The sequence below is a fragment of the Enterovibrio coralii genome (genome assembly GCF_001559595.1).
GTDB classification, from domain to species: Bacteria; Pseudomonadota; Gammaproteobacteria; order Enterobacterales; family Vibrionaceae; genus Enterovibrio; species Enterovibrio coralii.
The window spans coordinates 116289-131371 of the sequence record NZ_LNTY01000059.1 but is presented as its reverse complement, the minus strand read 5'-3'; the positions used below and the strand labels follow the sequence as shown (position 1 = coordinate 131371).

At 43.6% G+C, this 15083-nt stretch carries 15 protein-coding genes and 1 other RNA gene; 7 read left to right on the top strand and 9 right to left on the bottom strand.

Annotated features, from left to right (window positions below):
• Positions 1 to 24 precede the first annotated feature (24 nt).
• Positions 25 to 927: a WYL domain-containing protein gene (locus ATN88_RS23240; protein ID WP_067419886.1), complete on the bottom strand. Its 903-nt coding sequence runs from the start codon at positions 925 to 927 to the stop codon at positions 25 to 27.
• A gap of 178 nt (positions 928 to 1105) precedes the next feature.
• Here ATN88_RS23240 and ATN88_RS23235 point away from each other — a divergent pair, with 178 nt between their 5' ends.
• The 6 genes from ATN88_RS23235 (at position 1106) to ATN88_RS23210 (ending at position 6366) form a co-directional block, all read left to right on the top strand.
• Positions 1106 to 2368 (top strand): nucleotidyltransferase domain-containing protein, encoded by a 1263-nt coding sequence (locus tag ATN88_RS23235; RefSeq protein WP_067419885.1) that lies wholly within the window; start codon positions 1106 to 1108, stop codon positions 2366 to 2368.
• 16 nt (positions 2369 to 2384) lie between these two features.
• Entirely contained in the window at positions 2385 to 2858 is a 474-nt protein-coding gene (locus ATN88_RS23230) for a hypothetical protein (RefSeq protein ID WP_232313498.1), read from the top strand.
• A 1-nt stretch (position 2859) separates the two neighbouring features.
• Positions 2860 to 3981, top strand: coding sequence for an SAVED domain-containing protein (locus ATN88_RS23225; protein ID WP_067419883.1), 1122 nt, complete (start codon positions 2860 to 2862; stop codon positions 3979 to 3981).
• 118 nt (positions 3982 to 4099) lie between these two features.
• Entirely contained in the window at positions 4100 to 5026 is a 927-nt protein-coding gene (locus ATN88_RS23220; RefSeq protein ID WP_067419882.1) for a zinc dependent phospholipase C family protein, read from the top strand.
• A 26-nt stretch (positions 5027 to 5052) separates the two neighbouring features.
• The gene (locus ATN88_RS23215; RefSeq protein WP_232313497.1) at positions 5053 to 5451 is read left to right on the top strand and encodes a hypothetical protein; all 399 of its coding nucleotides are present in this window, start codon (positions 5053 to 5055) and stop codon (positions 5449 to 5451) included.
• 69 nt (positions 5452 to 5520) lie between these two features.
• On the top strand, positions 5521 to 6366 hold the full coding sequence (locus ATN88_RS23210; protein ID WP_067419880.1) for a hypothetical protein: 846 nt from the start codon (positions 5521 to 5523) through the stop codon (positions 6364 to 6366).
• A gap of 21 nt (positions 6367 to 6387) precedes the next feature.
• Here the strand turns inward: ATN88_RS23210 and ffs are convergent.
• The 6 genes from ffs to ATN88_RS23180 form a co-directional block, all read right to left on the bottom strand.
• Positions 6388 to 6484: signal recognition particle sRNA small type (gene ffs / locus ATN88_RS23205), an RNA gene on the bottom strand.
• A gap of 382 nt (positions 6485 to 6866) precedes the next feature.
• Positions 6867 to 7469 carry a type I-F CRISPR-associated endoribonuclease Cas6/Csy4 gene (cas6f, locus tag ATN88_RS23200; protein WP_067419879.1) on the bottom strand — a complete coding sequence of 201 codons (603 nt, stop codon included), beginning with the start codon at positions 7467 to 7469 and terminating at the stop codon, positions 6867 to 6869.
• On the bottom strand, positions 7466 to 7954 hold the full coding sequence (locus ATN88_RS28470; RefSeq protein ID WP_067419878.1) for a type I-F CRISPR-associated protein Cas7f/Csy3: 489 nt from the start codon (positions 7952 to 7954) through the stop codon (positions 7466 to 7468). Before ATN88_RS28470 ends, cas6f begins: the two co-directional genes overlap by 4 nt.
• On the bottom strand, positions 7951 to 8502 hold the full coding sequence (locus ATN88_RS29035) for a type I-F CRISPR-associated protein Cas7f/Csy3 (RefSeq protein WP_067419877.1): 552 nt from the start codon (positions 8500 to 8502) through the stop codon (positions 7951 to 7953). The genes ATN88_RS28470 and ATN88_RS29035 overlap by 4 nt, the downstream gene beginning before the upstream one ends.
• A gap of 9 nt (positions 8503 to 8511) precedes the next feature.
• Complete coding sequence (locus ATN88_RS23185; RefSeq protein ID WP_198158443.1) at positions 8512 to 10575, bottom strand: type I-F CRISPR-associated protein Csy2; 2064 nt, start codon at positions 10573 to 10575, stop codon at positions 8512 to 8514.
• Between the two features lie 2 nt (positions 10576 to 10577).
• On the bottom strand, positions 10578 to 11813 hold the full coding sequence (locus tag ATN88_RS23180) for a TniQ family protein (protein WP_067419875.1): 1236 nt from the start codon (positions 11811 to 11813) through the stop codon (positions 10578 to 10580).
• Positions 11814 to 12367: 554 nt separating this feature from the next.
• Between ATN88_RS23180 and ATN88_RS23175 the strand changes: the two genes are divergently transcribed.
• Positions 12368 to 13063 (top strand): DUF2971 domain-containing protein, encoded by a 696-nt coding sequence (locus tag ATN88_RS23175; RefSeq protein ID WP_067419874.1) that lies wholly within the window; start codon positions 12368 to 12370, stop codon positions 13061 to 13063.
• Between the two features lie 608 nt (positions 13064 to 13671).
• On the opposite strand, the gene ATN88_RS23170 is transcribed toward ATN88_RS23175, so the two are convergent.
• Together ATN88_RS23170 and ATN88_RS23165 are read right to left on the bottom strand one after the other, a co-directional pair.
• Entirely contained in the window at positions 13672 to 13974 is a 303-nt protein-coding gene (locus ATN88_RS23170) for a helix-turn-helix domain-containing protein (protein WP_067419873.1), read from the bottom strand.
• A 92-nt stretch (positions 13975 to 14066) separates the two neighbouring features.
• On the bottom strand, positions 14067 to 15077 hold the full coding sequence (locus ATN88_RS23165; protein ID WP_269748233.1) for a TniB family NTP-binding protein: 1011 nt from the start codon (positions 15075 to 15077) through the stop codon (positions 14067 to 14069).
• Positions 15078 to 15083: the final 6 nt, after the last annotated feature.

Here is a 15083-nt window from a genome sequence, read left to right as displayed (position 1 = left end):
CTATGACCTAAACTTTGGTTAACACTAGACTCCTTCCATTTGCTGGACCATATCTAGGTTGCAAAGCTCAAATTTGTAGAACCGCCGAATACCATTTTCTTCATCTTCTTTTTTCTGGGCTTCAGTTCGAGCATCAATGAACCATTTTTTTTCTACAATCCATCGAAAGGCTGCTCTTTCAGTGATATACAGTTCATCTTTGTCTTCAGATATTCCGAAATCTGTTCTCACCTGCTTTTTCGCAGCCTCAGAGAGAGTAGGATGCAGCTTCAGAATCAGAGGTAACCTTAAGTTCCAATGTTCATCCTTGGACAATGCTTCACCATCTTTTTGCTTGTCTGCTTTTACTTCAAAGTTTTCGGTAACATTTCTAACTCTTGCAAAGTGGAAGTTCTTGAATTTTATATTTTTTACTTCAGATCTATCAAAAGCCCTAAACATCCAACTAGACCCGTCATGCATAATCGCAAGAGGAACCAATGTTCTCATTTCGTGATTACCACTATTCTCAGAGAGGTAATTACACGAAATCGAGTAACTTCCCGCTATTGCTCTAGTAATCATGGCTACTTCACAAAGATTTAATTGATTGGGAACCTTGCCAATTTTTTCATAAGTTAGTTCTGTTACTCCGAAAAGCTTATTGCTATTAAACCCATTAGCAAGCATCCCTAAAGCAAGTTCAGCATCAAAATCGACCAGAGGTTCGAAGCCTTCCCTAACGATCGTGTTAGTTTTCTGTGTTTTGTTATTTGGCCTTTGCTTTGAGTACTCAGTTAAAACACGTGATGCGGCAGCTTCCGCTATACCAAAAGCGCTTTTTAAATCCGCACGTGTCACCTGCCCTGTAAAACGAAGCTTAAAATCAACATAAGCAAGTCTCGCACTGACCTCGTTCATCTCAGTGTCTCTATCTGTCACAGTCATTTTTCATTACCGACTAGTGTTCTTTGGGAACATCATAGCAAGGATACTTTTCAAGTGTAATATGAAAACATAAAAAAGATCAACACGATCTATTGATCGTATCATTTCGATCCGTTAAATTATGTCGCATATGAATATAGTTTGATTACTTCCATGCAGATTTGAGGATCAACTGGACATGCAGAACTTTAAAGCACTAAGACAGCTTAGTCAGAGCGACAAGGAATTTAGCTTCGAGATGATCGCTCACATAACATCCAATTTGGATCTTACTGAAACCCAGTTGGGCAAACTCAAATCCGCGTACCAAGCTATTGGTTCTTACCTTTCCAATAGGGGTGGATGGCTTAAAGATTGTTATATCTATGCCCAAGGTAGCGTGGGTATTGGGACTTCCGTCAAACCACTAGACGCGAAATCAGATATGGACATTGACCTTGTTTTACACCTCCCCGAGCAGAGCTACCCCTTGAATCAATATGAGGCAAATCAGCTTCTAAGAGATCTAATCCATGAATTAAAACAGTCGAGTCGATACAGTGAGAAAGTCGAACCTGAACCAAAACGGCGATGTGTAACAATGCAGTATGGGTCGGAAGAAGGCACTAGTTTCCACATGGATATTACTCCAAGCATGCCTGAAGACCAGTCTCGCCCAAGCCGACAAAACAGCGTTCGTGTAGCGGACATATTTACGGCAAATAGTCCGTCTCATCCTTATGGATACAGAGCTTGGTTCAGATCAATCTGTAGCAAGGAAGTGCGATGGAGCAGAAGAAGCGCATATAAATCAAAGCAAGAACTCAGAGCCGGTACTGTTGAAGATCTCCCAGGCCAAACCCGAAAAACGGTACTTCAGATAGTCGTTCAGCTTTTAAAAAGACACCGTGATATCTGGAAAAGTGATGAAGGAAATTTCTACAAAGACTTTGCTCCAATAAGCATTGTGCTGACAACTCTAGCAGCCCGTGCCTATAACGATTGCATTGCCTCAGGCAAAGAATATGACAATCCCTTCGATCTTATGCTGGATGTCATCGAAAGTATGCCTACCTATATCCACGGCAAACCTCTGTCTGATGGAACGATTCAATATGAAATCGTTAACCCATCACTGCCAACAGAAAATTTCGCAGATAAATGGAGAGAAAAACCAATCTTGGCTCAATCGTTCAAAGCTTGGTATGAGGACGCAAAGAACGACATCGTTGAAATTCTGGAGTTCAATCAGGGCTTAGACCAAACCGTTGCTACGGCAACAAAAATATTTGGAGCTCAATCTACTAAAGGGCTAGCTGGCATATTAGCAGACACTCTGACTACAAGAAGAGCTCTAAACCAAGCGATTATAGCTAGTACGGGGCTGGGTCTGGGGATACCTGGTGTTGCCCTCGCAAAGCCAGTACCGAAGCACAATTTTTTCGGTGAGCTATCGGATTAGCTTTATGAGATTTGTTTTGAATAAACAGCTTGCGGCACTAAAAAACCTCTACCCAGAAGGTAAAGGGAGAGTTGTAAAGAGACAAAACGGTCTTGTGCTTGAGTGGAGATCGTACATGCAGCCTTCAAAACTTAGTAGGAAATATGAAGTACAAGTAACTTGGAGAGGCATTAATGACATTCCTGTCATTGAAATCCTACATCCAAATCTAAGAGAACTGGCGGATGGGAAACGATCACCACATGAATTCTACTCGGACTCAAACACGAAGCCTTGCGTGCTTTTCAACCGAAGAGGTTCTAACGATTGGCACTCAAAAATGTTAATCGCCGAGTCGATCATTCCTTGGACAATGGAATGGCTATTGTATTGGGAATTGTGGCTTTCTACCGGAGAATGGCTCGGTGGCGGTGTACACCCAGGAGAGCTAACCATCGAGCAATATCTTTCTCAATTATCCGTAGTCAACGATAAGCATTTGAAGGGATAAAATGTCCAACATAAATACAGTTCTAAAGAATACGATAAAGTGGCTTTTTCGACGCAAGTCGCCAGCAGCAAGAGTATTAGGTAGTGGGATAACTCTCCTTACTCTATCACTAGCAGGTGATTGGGCTTTGGCTGTTGCTTACGACTCAGCTCATGACTCTATTGGCGTTAAGTTTTCGAGCTCTGAAGTTCCTGAAATACTAGTTTTTATCGCTTTTGCAATTGGCGTTTTCCTTATTGCATTGGGCGTAATATGGTTAATTTTGGATGCCATCACAGAACGAAAACGGCTATCCCAAAAAGTAGTTATTCCTATTGAGCAACGAGGACTAGTAAACACCTCAGACGATACTCTTTCAGCATTCGCTGGAAACCTGAACAAAGGTAAACAAGTTAACGGCATTGTTATTGACATAAGAGATAGCTTAACTAACGGTGCTGTCAGCAACCCAACTAAGGCTCTAGATAAAGTATTGGGGATCGAGCGGTCAATCGAAGAGCGAAGACTCCAAAAAGGGGCGGACGATGTCGAAATCATCTACGGAGGTATTGTTCCAGTGCCATTTGCCTTTCTTACAGGTTATCTCCTAGACGATGAATCATCTATCCAAGTAGTTGATTGGAATAGAGAGTCATCATCATGGGGAGAGCTGAAAAGTAAAGATGACGATGAAAAATTTATTGTGAAAAACGTTGTCAAAAACGAGGAATCAAAAGAGCTAGTTGTAGCTATATCATTTTCCTATCACGCAGATATTGAAGCAATAAAAGATACTTTCTCTGGTATGAACCTGCTTCAGCTTAGCCTTATGAACCCAAGGTTCAATAACCACTGGTCCAAAACAAAACAAGACCGCTTAGCCTATGAATTTATTGAATGCATTAAAGCTCAATTGGTGGATGGATATGAGAAAATCCACCTAATATTGGCATCACAAAACAGTGTCGCCTTCAGGTTCGGACAAGCCTACGATCGGCGAAATCTTCCCCCTGTTACTATTTACCAGTATGAGCGAAACCAAACCTTAAAATATCCATGGGGAATTTGTATCCCAAATAGATCATCGTCATTACCCACCATAGTAAAGAACAAGCAACCAGCCGCCATAGAAACAGTATTTTAATTGATATAAAGATGAACACAGAGCTTGGTTTAACTCTTTGTCTTTTATCAGATTCGAGTCGAAAAACAACAAGCACATTACATAGTAAACTCATCATTCAATATGAATGGAGATGACTATGCCAGGCGCTTTTGCTCATATCACCGCAGTTAACGTGGCTTCTGCGAACAACGCTTTGATGATTCTAAATATGCCCCGAGAAGCCAAAAAGGCTTTAGCTCAAAACAAAAGGTATTTGGAACTCGGTTGCGTCAGCCCTGATTACCCTTATCTGGATCTCATGGATTCAGCCCAAAACAAATGGGCTGACGAAATGCATTACAACAATGTCGGCAAGCTAATAAACGCTCTCGTTCAGCAAGTGAAATCAGTAAATAGCGAACACCAAGAAAAAGCCTTTGCGTGGCTATGTGGCTTCGTCGCACACGTTGCCGCTGACATTACCATTCATCCCGTGGTTGAAATGAAAGTTGGCCCTTACGCTGAAAACGCTAAAGCCCATCGTGTTTGTGAAATGAATCAAGATGCCTATATCTGGTCTTCTCGATTGAACCTAGGCGATATTGGCATGGCTGACCGTGTAAAAGAAAACATAGGCGGCTGCGTTGATGTTAATGACGACAGTTCGATTGATCCGATTATCAGCGACATCTGGCACACCGCGCTCAATGCAGTCTACCCAGACTATGCCAGTGAATGTCAGCCTAACATCAACGCTTGGCACAAAGGTTTCCAAACAGTTGTAGATAACGCAGAGGAGTCACATCGTTTGTTTCCTTGGGCTCGGCATGTTGCGTCAAAACAAGGCTTAACCTATCCCCTACACGAGGAAGTCGATACAACATTTATCGAAAGCCTCGAAACGCCAGATGGGACAAAACACTATGACGAAGTCTTTGATAAGGCGATTAAGACTATCCAGCTGTTTTGGGAACAAGCCGCAGCAGCTGTATTTGACGGCGCAGAAACAGACTTCTTCAAAAATTGGAATTTAGATACAGGCCTCTGTGAAAACGGACAGCTAACAGCTTGGGGGAACCAATGAGATTAATTACTACTCTTGCATTGCTTATGGCTTTAACATCTTGCTCAACACAGGCCAAATACTCGGATGAAGTCATGTATGACATGGCTTCAATTCTGAAAGATGTATCCCAAGCTGTTGACGGTGAACTTAAGTGGGGGAATACCGAAGGACTCAGTCAAGAAGAGATTATATCAAGTGCCACCTCAACCAATCCCAATCAGCTACCTGAGCTTGAGGCGCTAGCCAAAGAAGGAAAAGTGGCTAACTATCGACTGCTACAGGAATTCCAAGGGGAAAATGCGGTCATGCTGATATGTGATGGCCATGTGGCACTTATGGAAGACGCTGGCTGCAACGCTGAATTTGACAAGACCTATTGGAAATCACCGAGATCAAATACCTGTAGCATCAATCTTGATGCAGCTGCGGTTTGCTCCAACTAAAGACCTCTAAGGGGCAAGCATCTCCTTGCCCTTCAATTAACAACATTGTCAGAGAGTTTATTATTTTAAATGGTGGGTGAAGTAAAAATCGCCTTTGCGAAAAAAATTCTAACCAATGAAATAGTCTGTATAGATGATGTAGAGCAGGGCTTGAAGTGCGACTGCATTTGCCTTAGCTGTGGAACACAAGTCGTTGCTAGACATGGTCAAGTTAATGCTCACTGCTTCGCTCACGTCACTGATAATGATATCAAAACAGATGAGCTTTGCTCTTACTCTCCAGAAACTTCTCTCGCACTGTTAGTCAGACAGGAACTTGTAAAACTTAGCTCAATTTGCATTTTTGATTTTGAAGGCGGTTTTGAGTACACACTGAATATCAACAAGTGGGAGCTGGATGCTCAATCAGAATATGGCACTGTAGATGTCGTCGGTACTACAGATATAGGACATCTCATCGGGGTTCATGTCCCATTTCCGGGTAGCCAGAGAACTATTCAACTAGATAGAGACTTTCACATACACCGCTGCATTCAAGTGAAAAACTCACCATTGCTAAATTGCTCAACCATTGAAGGTATAGCCAGTCTGTTACGACAAGATGCGACGCTATATAGAGAACTTCCACATCCACAAACTGAAGACCAAGCAAATACAGACTCCAAGTTTGTATCTGAAAAAGATACGGGGTTAGCTCCCAGCCCCCCAAAAAAGATTCCCGAAAAGGAAGATTCGAAGTCGGAAGAGAAAATTAATTTCGGGCAAGCTCACGAATGCCAGGTTTGCTTCCAGTACTACGTACCCAGCTCAAAAAAAATATGTAGCCGCTGCGTAAATAGGCATGTTGGTAGAGAATTCAAGAACCTCAGAGAACTCTACAAGGCTTTTGAAGCAGGCTGGCGACCTAGCGAATGAATGAACCTATGTAGGTGGAAACCCCACAAGCCAACCCTCGGCACCCGCTTTCTGTATGCTGGCTGCTGCCTTCCGGCTCTGACCAATTACATGCAGTCACGCTGCGAGGAAACCTATGGGGTTTCCATTGTTTCAAACACGCTAAAAATTTCTGGCATGTCGCTTTTTCACTTCTGCCTTACGGCAGGTTTAGGTTCCATGTGTGGGTTGCTAACTTCCAGACCTTATCTCAACTGCCTATGCGGCAGTACACGCTGAACTCGCTCCCGTTCATCATGAATTGATTTTCTCAGCTACCTATGCGGCAGGACACAGTGACACGGAAGCTTGTTCGCTATACCTAATTTTCTCAGCTACCTATGCGGCAGGACACCGTTGTCAAACGGATAGTTTTCTATGTAAATCATTCGATTAACTCACTTTCGCCAACAAAACCCTTTTTACATCAACTTTGTAAGCTTCTGATTTCTAAAGCTGCAAAATCCCAATCCAAAAAAGGGTTAAACTGGAATACGTATATCCGGCACTGTTCCTCGATACGCTCGATTAGTTGCTAGCCCATAACCATTAAAGTCTGTGCCAGAAGCTTCAGCGACATCTTCCTTTTGGACATGCAACACGAATCGTTGTTGCGTGCTCTGGCTATCCATGAGTATTCGATGAAACATTCCAATCGGCTGATTACTTCCGATCCTTTCAGGGTCAAACATTTCACCACGCTCAGCAGCTCGCCGCTTGGCTCTCTCAAGCCGTCTTCTTTTCTCGCCTGTAAACAGCTTGGCAATGCCCTGGTTTCGGTAAAATCGCACCTCTGCGGTATCTGCTGGAACAGGTTCTACATCAGTGACCGCAAACAGCCCTTGATCAAACATCATTGTGAAATACTTTGATTGATGAAGCTGACTCAACCGCTGCTGATTGGTAGAGCAAAACATGATTTGATTGCCGAGGCTTTGCTCTGTCCATTTAGGAAATCCTACCCCGATACCGCCAATGTGGTGAAAAACTAAAAAGTCATGCAGGGTTGAAATGCATCGCCCCGCCAAAATCTCTTGGCTAGCCTGCTCTGGCAAATAGGTGATCACGAAGTAATAACGCTTCACGCCGACCTCGACTTCTGGAACAAACCGCCTTTAACCAATATGGCCATTAGGTAGTGGATATCCGAGGGGATCTCATCGCTACACTTCAAGCTATCTAACAGTGCTGCTTTATCATCAACACTCTTCAGTAGACTGTATGCGTCAATCCCACTTGAAGGGATACGATGAGCGATATGGTATTTCTTGTCACCTCCGTACTCATGCACCCGCAAACGCTTATCTGCTTCATCAGCCCACCAATCATCAATAAGCTGAATTGCGGCTCCTATTTTCTCAGCATTCAGACTTGGCCAAATCTGACCATCGCCACTTCTTACCTTTGCGTACTCACGGCCAAGGTTGGAACCATCTTTTGCGTCACTGAACAATTGGCTCGGAAAGATTTCTTGCATGAATGAGGCTGAAACGTTCGCTTTAATATCGGCAAGCCAAAATGGCTCTTCACCAGACAGGGCCGACGCCAGTTCTCCGGTCAAACCGTTCAATACTTTTTGGGAGTCATCCTGCCAGGCTCATGCCAATCAAGATGAAGAACATTATCGATTCGGTATTCATTACCCACAGAGGTGGCTACAGTTATCGAGAGACCCATGTTTCGCTGATTACGCCAGAGCCATTGACCTAGGAGCAGGTTTTTACAATACCTCCGCGCTAACACTTCATACCCACCCGCTCTTTGATAAGCAGCAGCTAGACCACGAAGTACTTCAACCACACTTTGACTGTTACAAACGAAAGGGCTCAAAGAGTTTGCTTCAACGCGCAAAGAGAAACGGCAAACGATTTTGTCTACCGTCGGGGGGACGTAACACGATTCTCTGCGAACGGGATTCCCGAAGGCTAAATCTTGAGGTTGCAGATTTTTGGGTGAACCGCTGGGTTGATAGGCTTCAGAATAACTGCATTTCTGACCGACAATCGCATCCTGGTCAATGGGCAAAGGCTTCATCGTGCCATCTGCTTCTTCGTAGAAAAACACGCCCTTACTTGGCCGAAGAGACCCTTGATAAGAAAGTTGAGTGCAAAGCTCCATCACTACCCCCTATGCTCTTCGCATTAGAATAGAACTGGTAGCCGTATCCATTTTCCAAAAAAAGTTCGCGTTAAAGTATTTCTCACCTTTAAGCCGAATATCTATCGAAGATTTACAATCACAAAGACCAATAAGCGGTTCTGCATATGCGTGGAGCGAAGCAACGCTGTTTGGTCGTTCTATGGGTTCTTCCAGCAGCTGATATCCCAACATAGCTGGCTTCAAATCGGAGTTCAGTTCAACGAGTTCGCAAAGGTTTTCGAAAGACTTTGGCGTAGTTGTAGCAGGTACTATCCACCTACCTGTCGCGGGTAGTCGTGAAACATGCTCATGCAGGGATTGAGTTGTTCGCAGTGAACACCAGTCTCTTGATTCGTAAAGCGATGGCGGGTGAATAACACCGCCTGCAAAGCGCGATGGCAGAGCCGCTTTTATCAAATCAACCAGTTCATCACGGGTTTGAAGAAACTGCTCTGTCGAATGAACACGAATAGCCAAGTCCATGACCAAATCGCAATGTTTAGACTCAATCATCCCTGGTCGCTTCAAATGATCACTTCGCTTTCTCTCTAATGCGGGACTTGGCAGTTTCAAGCCAGATACGGACGAAGATTCCCGAACATGCCATGCCACACTCTCGAACGTAAACTCACAGCCCAACAGGGTTTTCAGCTTTCTATCAAAAGCATGAATAAAACCCCATAGAGCCGTTAAGGATGGAATACCTACTAAATAGGGGTTCGCTAAAGAAAGCGCATCAAACACTCGAAGGTTCTCCAAGTGAATAACCTCGAACTGGGTATTTCGTTGGCCAAATTGATCATTACCAAGCGTATCCAGTATCCACCGGAGTTGATTTCGTACCGGCTCTAACAATTTGGGGTGGTAAGCATATTCAGTATTCCGATAACCAGCGTCTTGCAATGTTGTATGAAAACGCTGATTAACAAGTTTTAAGAGCTTTGTATTATCTGACAAGGGTTCAGTGAGAAGCGCACGCTCAGTCTCTCGAATAGCAGCTAGAGTATCAGCTCCATCTCGAAGACTATCCCTCCATTCCATTATCGGCAGCAACCACTCAGCAATACCTCGCCTTAGCTGACGAACCAATGAAACGCGACGTCTGCGGCGTCGGCGAAGCACAGGCTCTTCGTCAAGATGTATAAGGCTGTTCAAAACGCCAATGAATCGTTCATTCAGCAATGCCCATGAGTTAAAAGCAGATTTATCTGACTCAACTCGGCGTATTCGACTTTGATTCAAGCTTACGTGGTTCCGCCAGACAATGTTCAACGGATAGTTCAAAACAGTTACGCCCCCGCCCCTAGACGCGGCAAAATCCCCAACGCTGGCAGGATGGCAGTGGTCTATCTGTCGAAAATGCCCCAATCTTTGTGTTCGGAGTTGCTGGATTTTGGCCAAAACGGCACTGGAAACAACAGGTGTTATTGCAAAATAGTCGCTCAGCCAAGGAAAACGGACTTGCTTGGAGTAATCACTCACTTCCGAAGGGAAATGGTCAGTATTCATGACTTGTTTTAGCTGTAGCCGCCATTCTTCAAACTTAGTTTTAGTCAGGCCAAACTCACGAAAAGCTCTGCGCCAAGCATCACTGTTTTTAATAACGCTTTCAGCCAAACACGTCGAACTGCCCTCCCAGATAAATCCTGAACAAAACAGCTTGGCCTTGTTCACCTGAGAGGAGTTATGAGACCACCCTAGTCTGCGCTCGCAGTTTGCTGAGCCCAACACCCCCGCAATCAAAGGCAAATCACCGCACAGAATCCTTTGCGCCTGAACCCGTGTATCTGGGTATTTCAGATTGTGACTGTGCAGCCACCGTACTTCTTCAAGGCAAGAATCTATGTGGGCTTCATCTTTCAAAACTGCTCTTGCTGATTTTCGAGAGGTCAACGATTCAACTTCATCCCGTTTCAACGTTAGGTTAAGCAGAACAATTAGGGTTTGAGTCTCTTCACCCGTCACATCAACCAGTTCAGAATAAGCGGCAAACGCCTTGCGAAGCGCAATGTCGGGTTCTTCATCTTCCAGTACATCTCTTAGCGTTTTCATCATCACCACGCAGGAAGATAGACATCGCTAGAAACGTCGGTCTGCATTCGAGCTACTCCCAACTCAATGACATTGCGAAGTCGAAATGCAGGCTTGTGAGGTGGGATTGTTGTTTGCTGATGAGGTCGGTAAATCAGTTTTAAAAAACCTTCTTGATAGAGCCTCTCAACCTGCTCATAGCTGGTTGAAAGCAACGACGCCGTTTCCGATAGAGTTAAAAGAACATCGCCAGCATTCGCTGTTTTTGATTTTGGGTGGCGAAGAACCAGATGAGATAGATACGCCAGGAGCTCACGTAATACGAAGTTATGAGACAAATCTTTTGAAGGCAGTCTGGAAGAGTGAAGCAATACATCACCAAAAATCTTTCTAAACGGCGTGTGGTTGTATTCGATGTAACGTGACGCTTCCCAAGTCGCCAGCCTTCTATCCATCGCTGTATGAAAAGACTCAGGCCATTTATTGAAGAACCCGATAGCACCGCTCAGGCCTTCCACATTGATTGCGTTACCCTGCTCAAGGTTTCCAACAAACTCCAAGTGATACCAAAGAAGCGCACCAAATCGCGTTGATTGATTGCACTGCCCGAGTGCTGTTTCATCAAAATCAAACGGATCGCCAACGGCTAAGCAACTTAGCAAAACTCGCAATGGGTCAGCCTTGTGAGTAGGCGCATTCTTAAGGTCAAAACCGCATTCGCATTCAGAAACCTTTTCACTCGTTAAGTAGTCGACCAAAGCCCCACAACTAGGGCATGTCTCTATCAAATCCAAATGATGCTTGTGGCAGGCTATATAAGGCAAGAAATGCCAGACTTGGGGGATATGCTCCGATTCTTTTAAACACTCTGGACATATCGGTACACCAGCCTTTCGAACAAAACACAAAGGAATGTGTGTGCCTTGCCTAAACACGGAGGCGTGAGCGAAGCAAAAGCGAGTCGAGGAACCCAACAAGGCAAGCTGCAACAGGGGTAGTTCTGTATCAGCAAGCCAATCGATTAACCGGAGAGCGCGAACGCGAAACCCACTGCTTTGTGCAGCGTGGTATACATTCACCGTCTTGAACTGGAGTGGGAACGCCCCAAATGCCTCTTCGTCGTGCTCATACAGCCAGTCTTTAACAGCCCTACTAAGCAATTGATAAGACTCGAAGTAGTTAGCTTGGCTTAGACGAAGTAGGTAACTTTCGAGGGACTCATCTATCCGATGTTCGATTCTGATTGAAAGCTTAGACATTCACGCCACACACTAAGGATTACTTAGTAAAGACTATCAACTCTAGCAAGCAAAGTTGGATCATTTTTGAGAAATCTATGATGCCAAATCCCGCTATGAGACTCTAGATAGCTGCTTACTCGACGATTTTCCTTTAAAGGCGCAGGAACAAATCTGTCCCAAAATGGTTTGTGGTAAGTTGTGGGAAATGATTTACCACAACTTACCACAAATTGAGATACTGATTAAAACACCGCTAAAGCGTGTCGAACCGAACTGCTCTGGCTCATTTCTGCCCCATTTCCACTTAGTGCTTTTACTCGTTCATATCCGGTTCATGCACTTTTGGCTTATTAGAAGTTATCCATTTCTCTAATGCTACTCGCCTGTCCCTGTGATTTATTACTGGGAGCAAATCATCCAAATGCAGCCAATTTATGCAGAATGTGATAATTTATCCAAAACATTTAGAGGCTTGAAAGTTGCTTTACCATTACACAGATATGAATGGCCTAATTGGAATCCTAAGTTCCAAATCTTTATGGTTAACGTCTACAAGAAATATGAATGACGATATGGAAGTGTTGTGGACATATCGAGCAGTTGAAGGGATTGTTAAGAAGTATCGGCAGTCAGTTGATTGTCCACGAACAAGCTTTGCGTTTGAAAACTTGTTGAGTTCATTGAATGCGAATCATCAACACGCTTACATAGCATCTTTTTCAGCAGATTCAGACTTGCTTTCTCAATGGCGAGGTTATGCTGATGATGGTTTTGGCGTGTCAATAGGTTTTGAGATCGAATACGATAGACTAGATCAACTCCCAAATGTCGGTTTGTATCCTGTTGACTATGACTTAAGCACATTACTAAATTTAGTCACTGAACAATGTGAGAAAATTGTTAGCTTATATGGTAATAGCCCCTCTTTAGATGACATACATCGAGTAATGACCAAGGTAATTTATGAAATAGTTTCAAGTTCATTTGTTTGTAAAAACCCTGCTTTCATAGAAGAAAAAGAAGCACGTTTGGTTCATACACCAACTGTCGATTCTATTAAATTTGAAGATGCTTTAAGTGACATCAAATATAGAGTCGTTTGTGGTTCAATTGCATCCTATTTTACGTTTGGATTTTTTCCTAATGAAGTAAAGTCAATAACACTTGGACCCAAATGCAGGTGTAATAAGGAGGAGTTAAAATTGTTTTTGCGCCAAAGTGGATACCCGCACGTATTGATAAACGACTCTAGCTCTTCTTATAGATGAACTGCCAAACGGCGGTGAATAGCCACCGATTGATAGACATTTCGGAAGTCATAATTTGCCCAAACAATACTTATCTGAAACCGACGGTTTAGTGCATCAACTCAAACACATTCCTGTCCAAACCTGTGTCAGTCCGACCAATTCTGGCACGTTTAGGCCCTATTCTTTACACTTGAGTAGATCGGTCTACCTACTTCATTAGATTAGGCTTTGGTTGTATCTACACATAGAATTGTATGTCGCTCCCATCGCATTATTAGGAGCTATTTTAATTTAATATACTGTTTTTACTGCATATTAAAGTAAATGCATAGGTACTATATTTATTGTTACTACTTTAGCAAAAGTAGATACATGAATCGTGATACATAAAACATGTATCTGGTTTATGATATTGTTTTTTATCAATTTCTATCTGATACATGAATCATGTACTCGATTTTTCTAATATACTGAAAATACATGGTCTGAATAGCCGTCGACTCAGTAGACACATTTGAGACCTTCCAAAACGCAGCTTATCCGAAATTATCGGTTTAGTGCGCACGCTCCAAGCCGTTTCTGTCCAATTTTAAGCCATTAAATTTTTCAACTCTGGCAGACAATGATCAGAAGTCTGCCCGAATTTCATCCAGCAGCTCCTGCTGTTTATTGGGGGGAAGTTTGCCCAAGGCTAGTAACAGTGATGCCAACAGATCATTATCACAATAAAGATACGCCACAGGCACGCCTAGCTCATCAGCCAGTCTCTTGGCTGTTTGGTAATCTGGTGCGTGTTTACCTTTTTCGTACTGATTGAGGCGCGCACTGGCTGTATTGGGATCCATACCGAGATTTATGCCTAACTGTTGTTGAGTCATACCTGCGACTTTACGCGCAGCACGCAGTCTAATTGGGAAAGGTGATTCCATAAATCTTCAGCTACTTAGAATAAGTAACTAAGATTTTCTTAGTATCACGCACACAAATGTACTAAGGAATACTTAGCTTTTAAAGTCTCTAGCTAACCCTTTTTCTTCAAAAGCTCTTTTAGTGGGATGTTTTCGCTGAACATGCGATTAGTTAGTGCATCGTCATTGCTCATGGCTCTGGGGTTGTAGCCTGAGTAGTGTTCTATTTCAGACAGCTTTATCTCATTGAGTGGGAGTTCAAAAGGGTTCCGCACTTGAGGATTCAACTTGGTGAACGAATGGTGGAGCCTTTGCACATTAAACTCTCGTTCATCTTCCAACACTGCATCTTTCACAGCATCGTTAATCAAATGCCTAAGGGCTCTTAGCTCACCTCTGCTTGCAGCGAAGAGACTGATAGATGTTTTCTTATCTTCCAGCTTTGGTGGCTTATCAAAGGGCATTTTTTTAGCCAAGCCTTTTAAGAATTGAACAAAGTGGACGGGGTCTTCCGAAAGTTTGAAGTATGGGAGAGAGCGGCGGGTGACCAATCTTGAAGACCATTGGGGTTCTTCTGCGATCATCTCAGCCCAAGGCATACCGACAAGAACAATCGGAACGCCAGCTTCTTCTGATATGTACTTCAGACGATTAGCAATCGCCTGTTTTTTCTCAGCTGACTTGTACTCAATAAGCTCCTGAAACTCATTGATGATAATGAGCTCAACCTGCTTTTTTCGAAGTAGTTCGACAAGCGAGTGTGTGAGGCTGGAATCAGTCGTAATTCTCGATCTGCCTCGGGTCGTTGTACCGAATTGGCCAAGATCCTTTAAGAGCTGCAGAACCGTTTCTTCAAGGCTTAGCTTGCTGGGAATCCTGCTTACAAGAATGGGGGAGGAATCAAATCTGCCTTTTGGTTCAGACTGCTCTCGGCTTTGATAGTACCGAATGAGATGCGACTTACCGCAACCTGTGTCCCCCGTCAGTAACATGCATTGTTGGTCACCGCCGAGCAATCGATTCTGCCTAAGTCTGTCAAAATCCCCCATAATTTCAGTCAACAGCGGGTATTCGACAAAGCAGTTCAAAAACGCTTTGAGTTTAACGCTCTGCTCTTCTGTCATCGCTTT

Excerpts from the sequence above, each read along its gene's own strand:
- ATN88_RS23240 (WP_067419886.1), bottom strand. The coding sequence starts at position 927 with ATGACTGTGACAGATAGAGACACTGAGATGAACGAGGTCAGTGCGAGA.
- ATN88_RS23235 (WP_067419885.1), top strand. The coding sequence starts at position 1,106 with ATGCAGAACTTTAAAGCACTAAGACAGCTTAGTCAGAGCGACAAGGAA.
- ATN88_RS23225 (WP_067419883.1), top strand. The coding sequence starts at position 2,860 with ATGTCCAACATAAATACAGTTCTAAAGAATACGATAAAGTGGCTTTTT.
- ATN88_RS23220 (WP_067419882.1), top strand. The coding sequence starts at position 4,100 with ATGCCAGGCGCTTTTGCTCATATCACCGCAGTTAACGTGGCTTCTGCG.
- ATN88_RS23215 (WP_232313497.1), top strand. The coding sequence starts at position 5,053 with ATGGCTTTAACATCTTGCTCAACACAGGCCAAATACTCGGATGAAGTC.
- ATN88_RS23210 (WP_067419880.1), top strand. The coding sequence starts at position 5,521 with ATGGTGGGTGAAGTAAAAATCGCCTTTGCGAAAAAAATTCTAACCAAT.
- ATN88_RS29035 (WP_067419877.1), bottom strand. The coding sequence starts at position 8,502 with ATGGAGCTTTGCACTCAACTTTCTTATCAAGGGTCTCTTCGGCCAAGT.
- ATN88_RS23185 (WP_198158443.1), bottom strand. The coding sequence starts at position 10,575 with ATGAAAACGCTAAGAGATGTACTGGAAGATGAAGAACCCGACATTGCG.
- ATN88_RS23180 (WP_067419875.1), bottom strand. The coding sequence starts at position 11,813 with ATGTCTAAGCTTTCAATCAGAATCGAACATCGGATAGATGAGTCCCTC.
- ATN88_RS23175 (WP_067419874.1), top strand. The coding sequence starts at position 12,368 with ATGGAAGTGTTGTGGACATATCGAGCAGTTGAAGGGATTGTTAAGAAG.
- ATN88_RS23170 (WP_067419873.1), bottom strand. The coding sequence starts at position 13,974 with ATGGAATCACCTTTCCCAATTAGACTGCGTGCTGCGCGTAAAGTCGCA.
- ATN88_RS23165 (WP_269748233.1), bottom strand. The coding sequence starts at position 15,077 with ATGACAGAAGAGCAGAGCGTTAAACTCAAAGCGTTTTTGAACTGCTTT.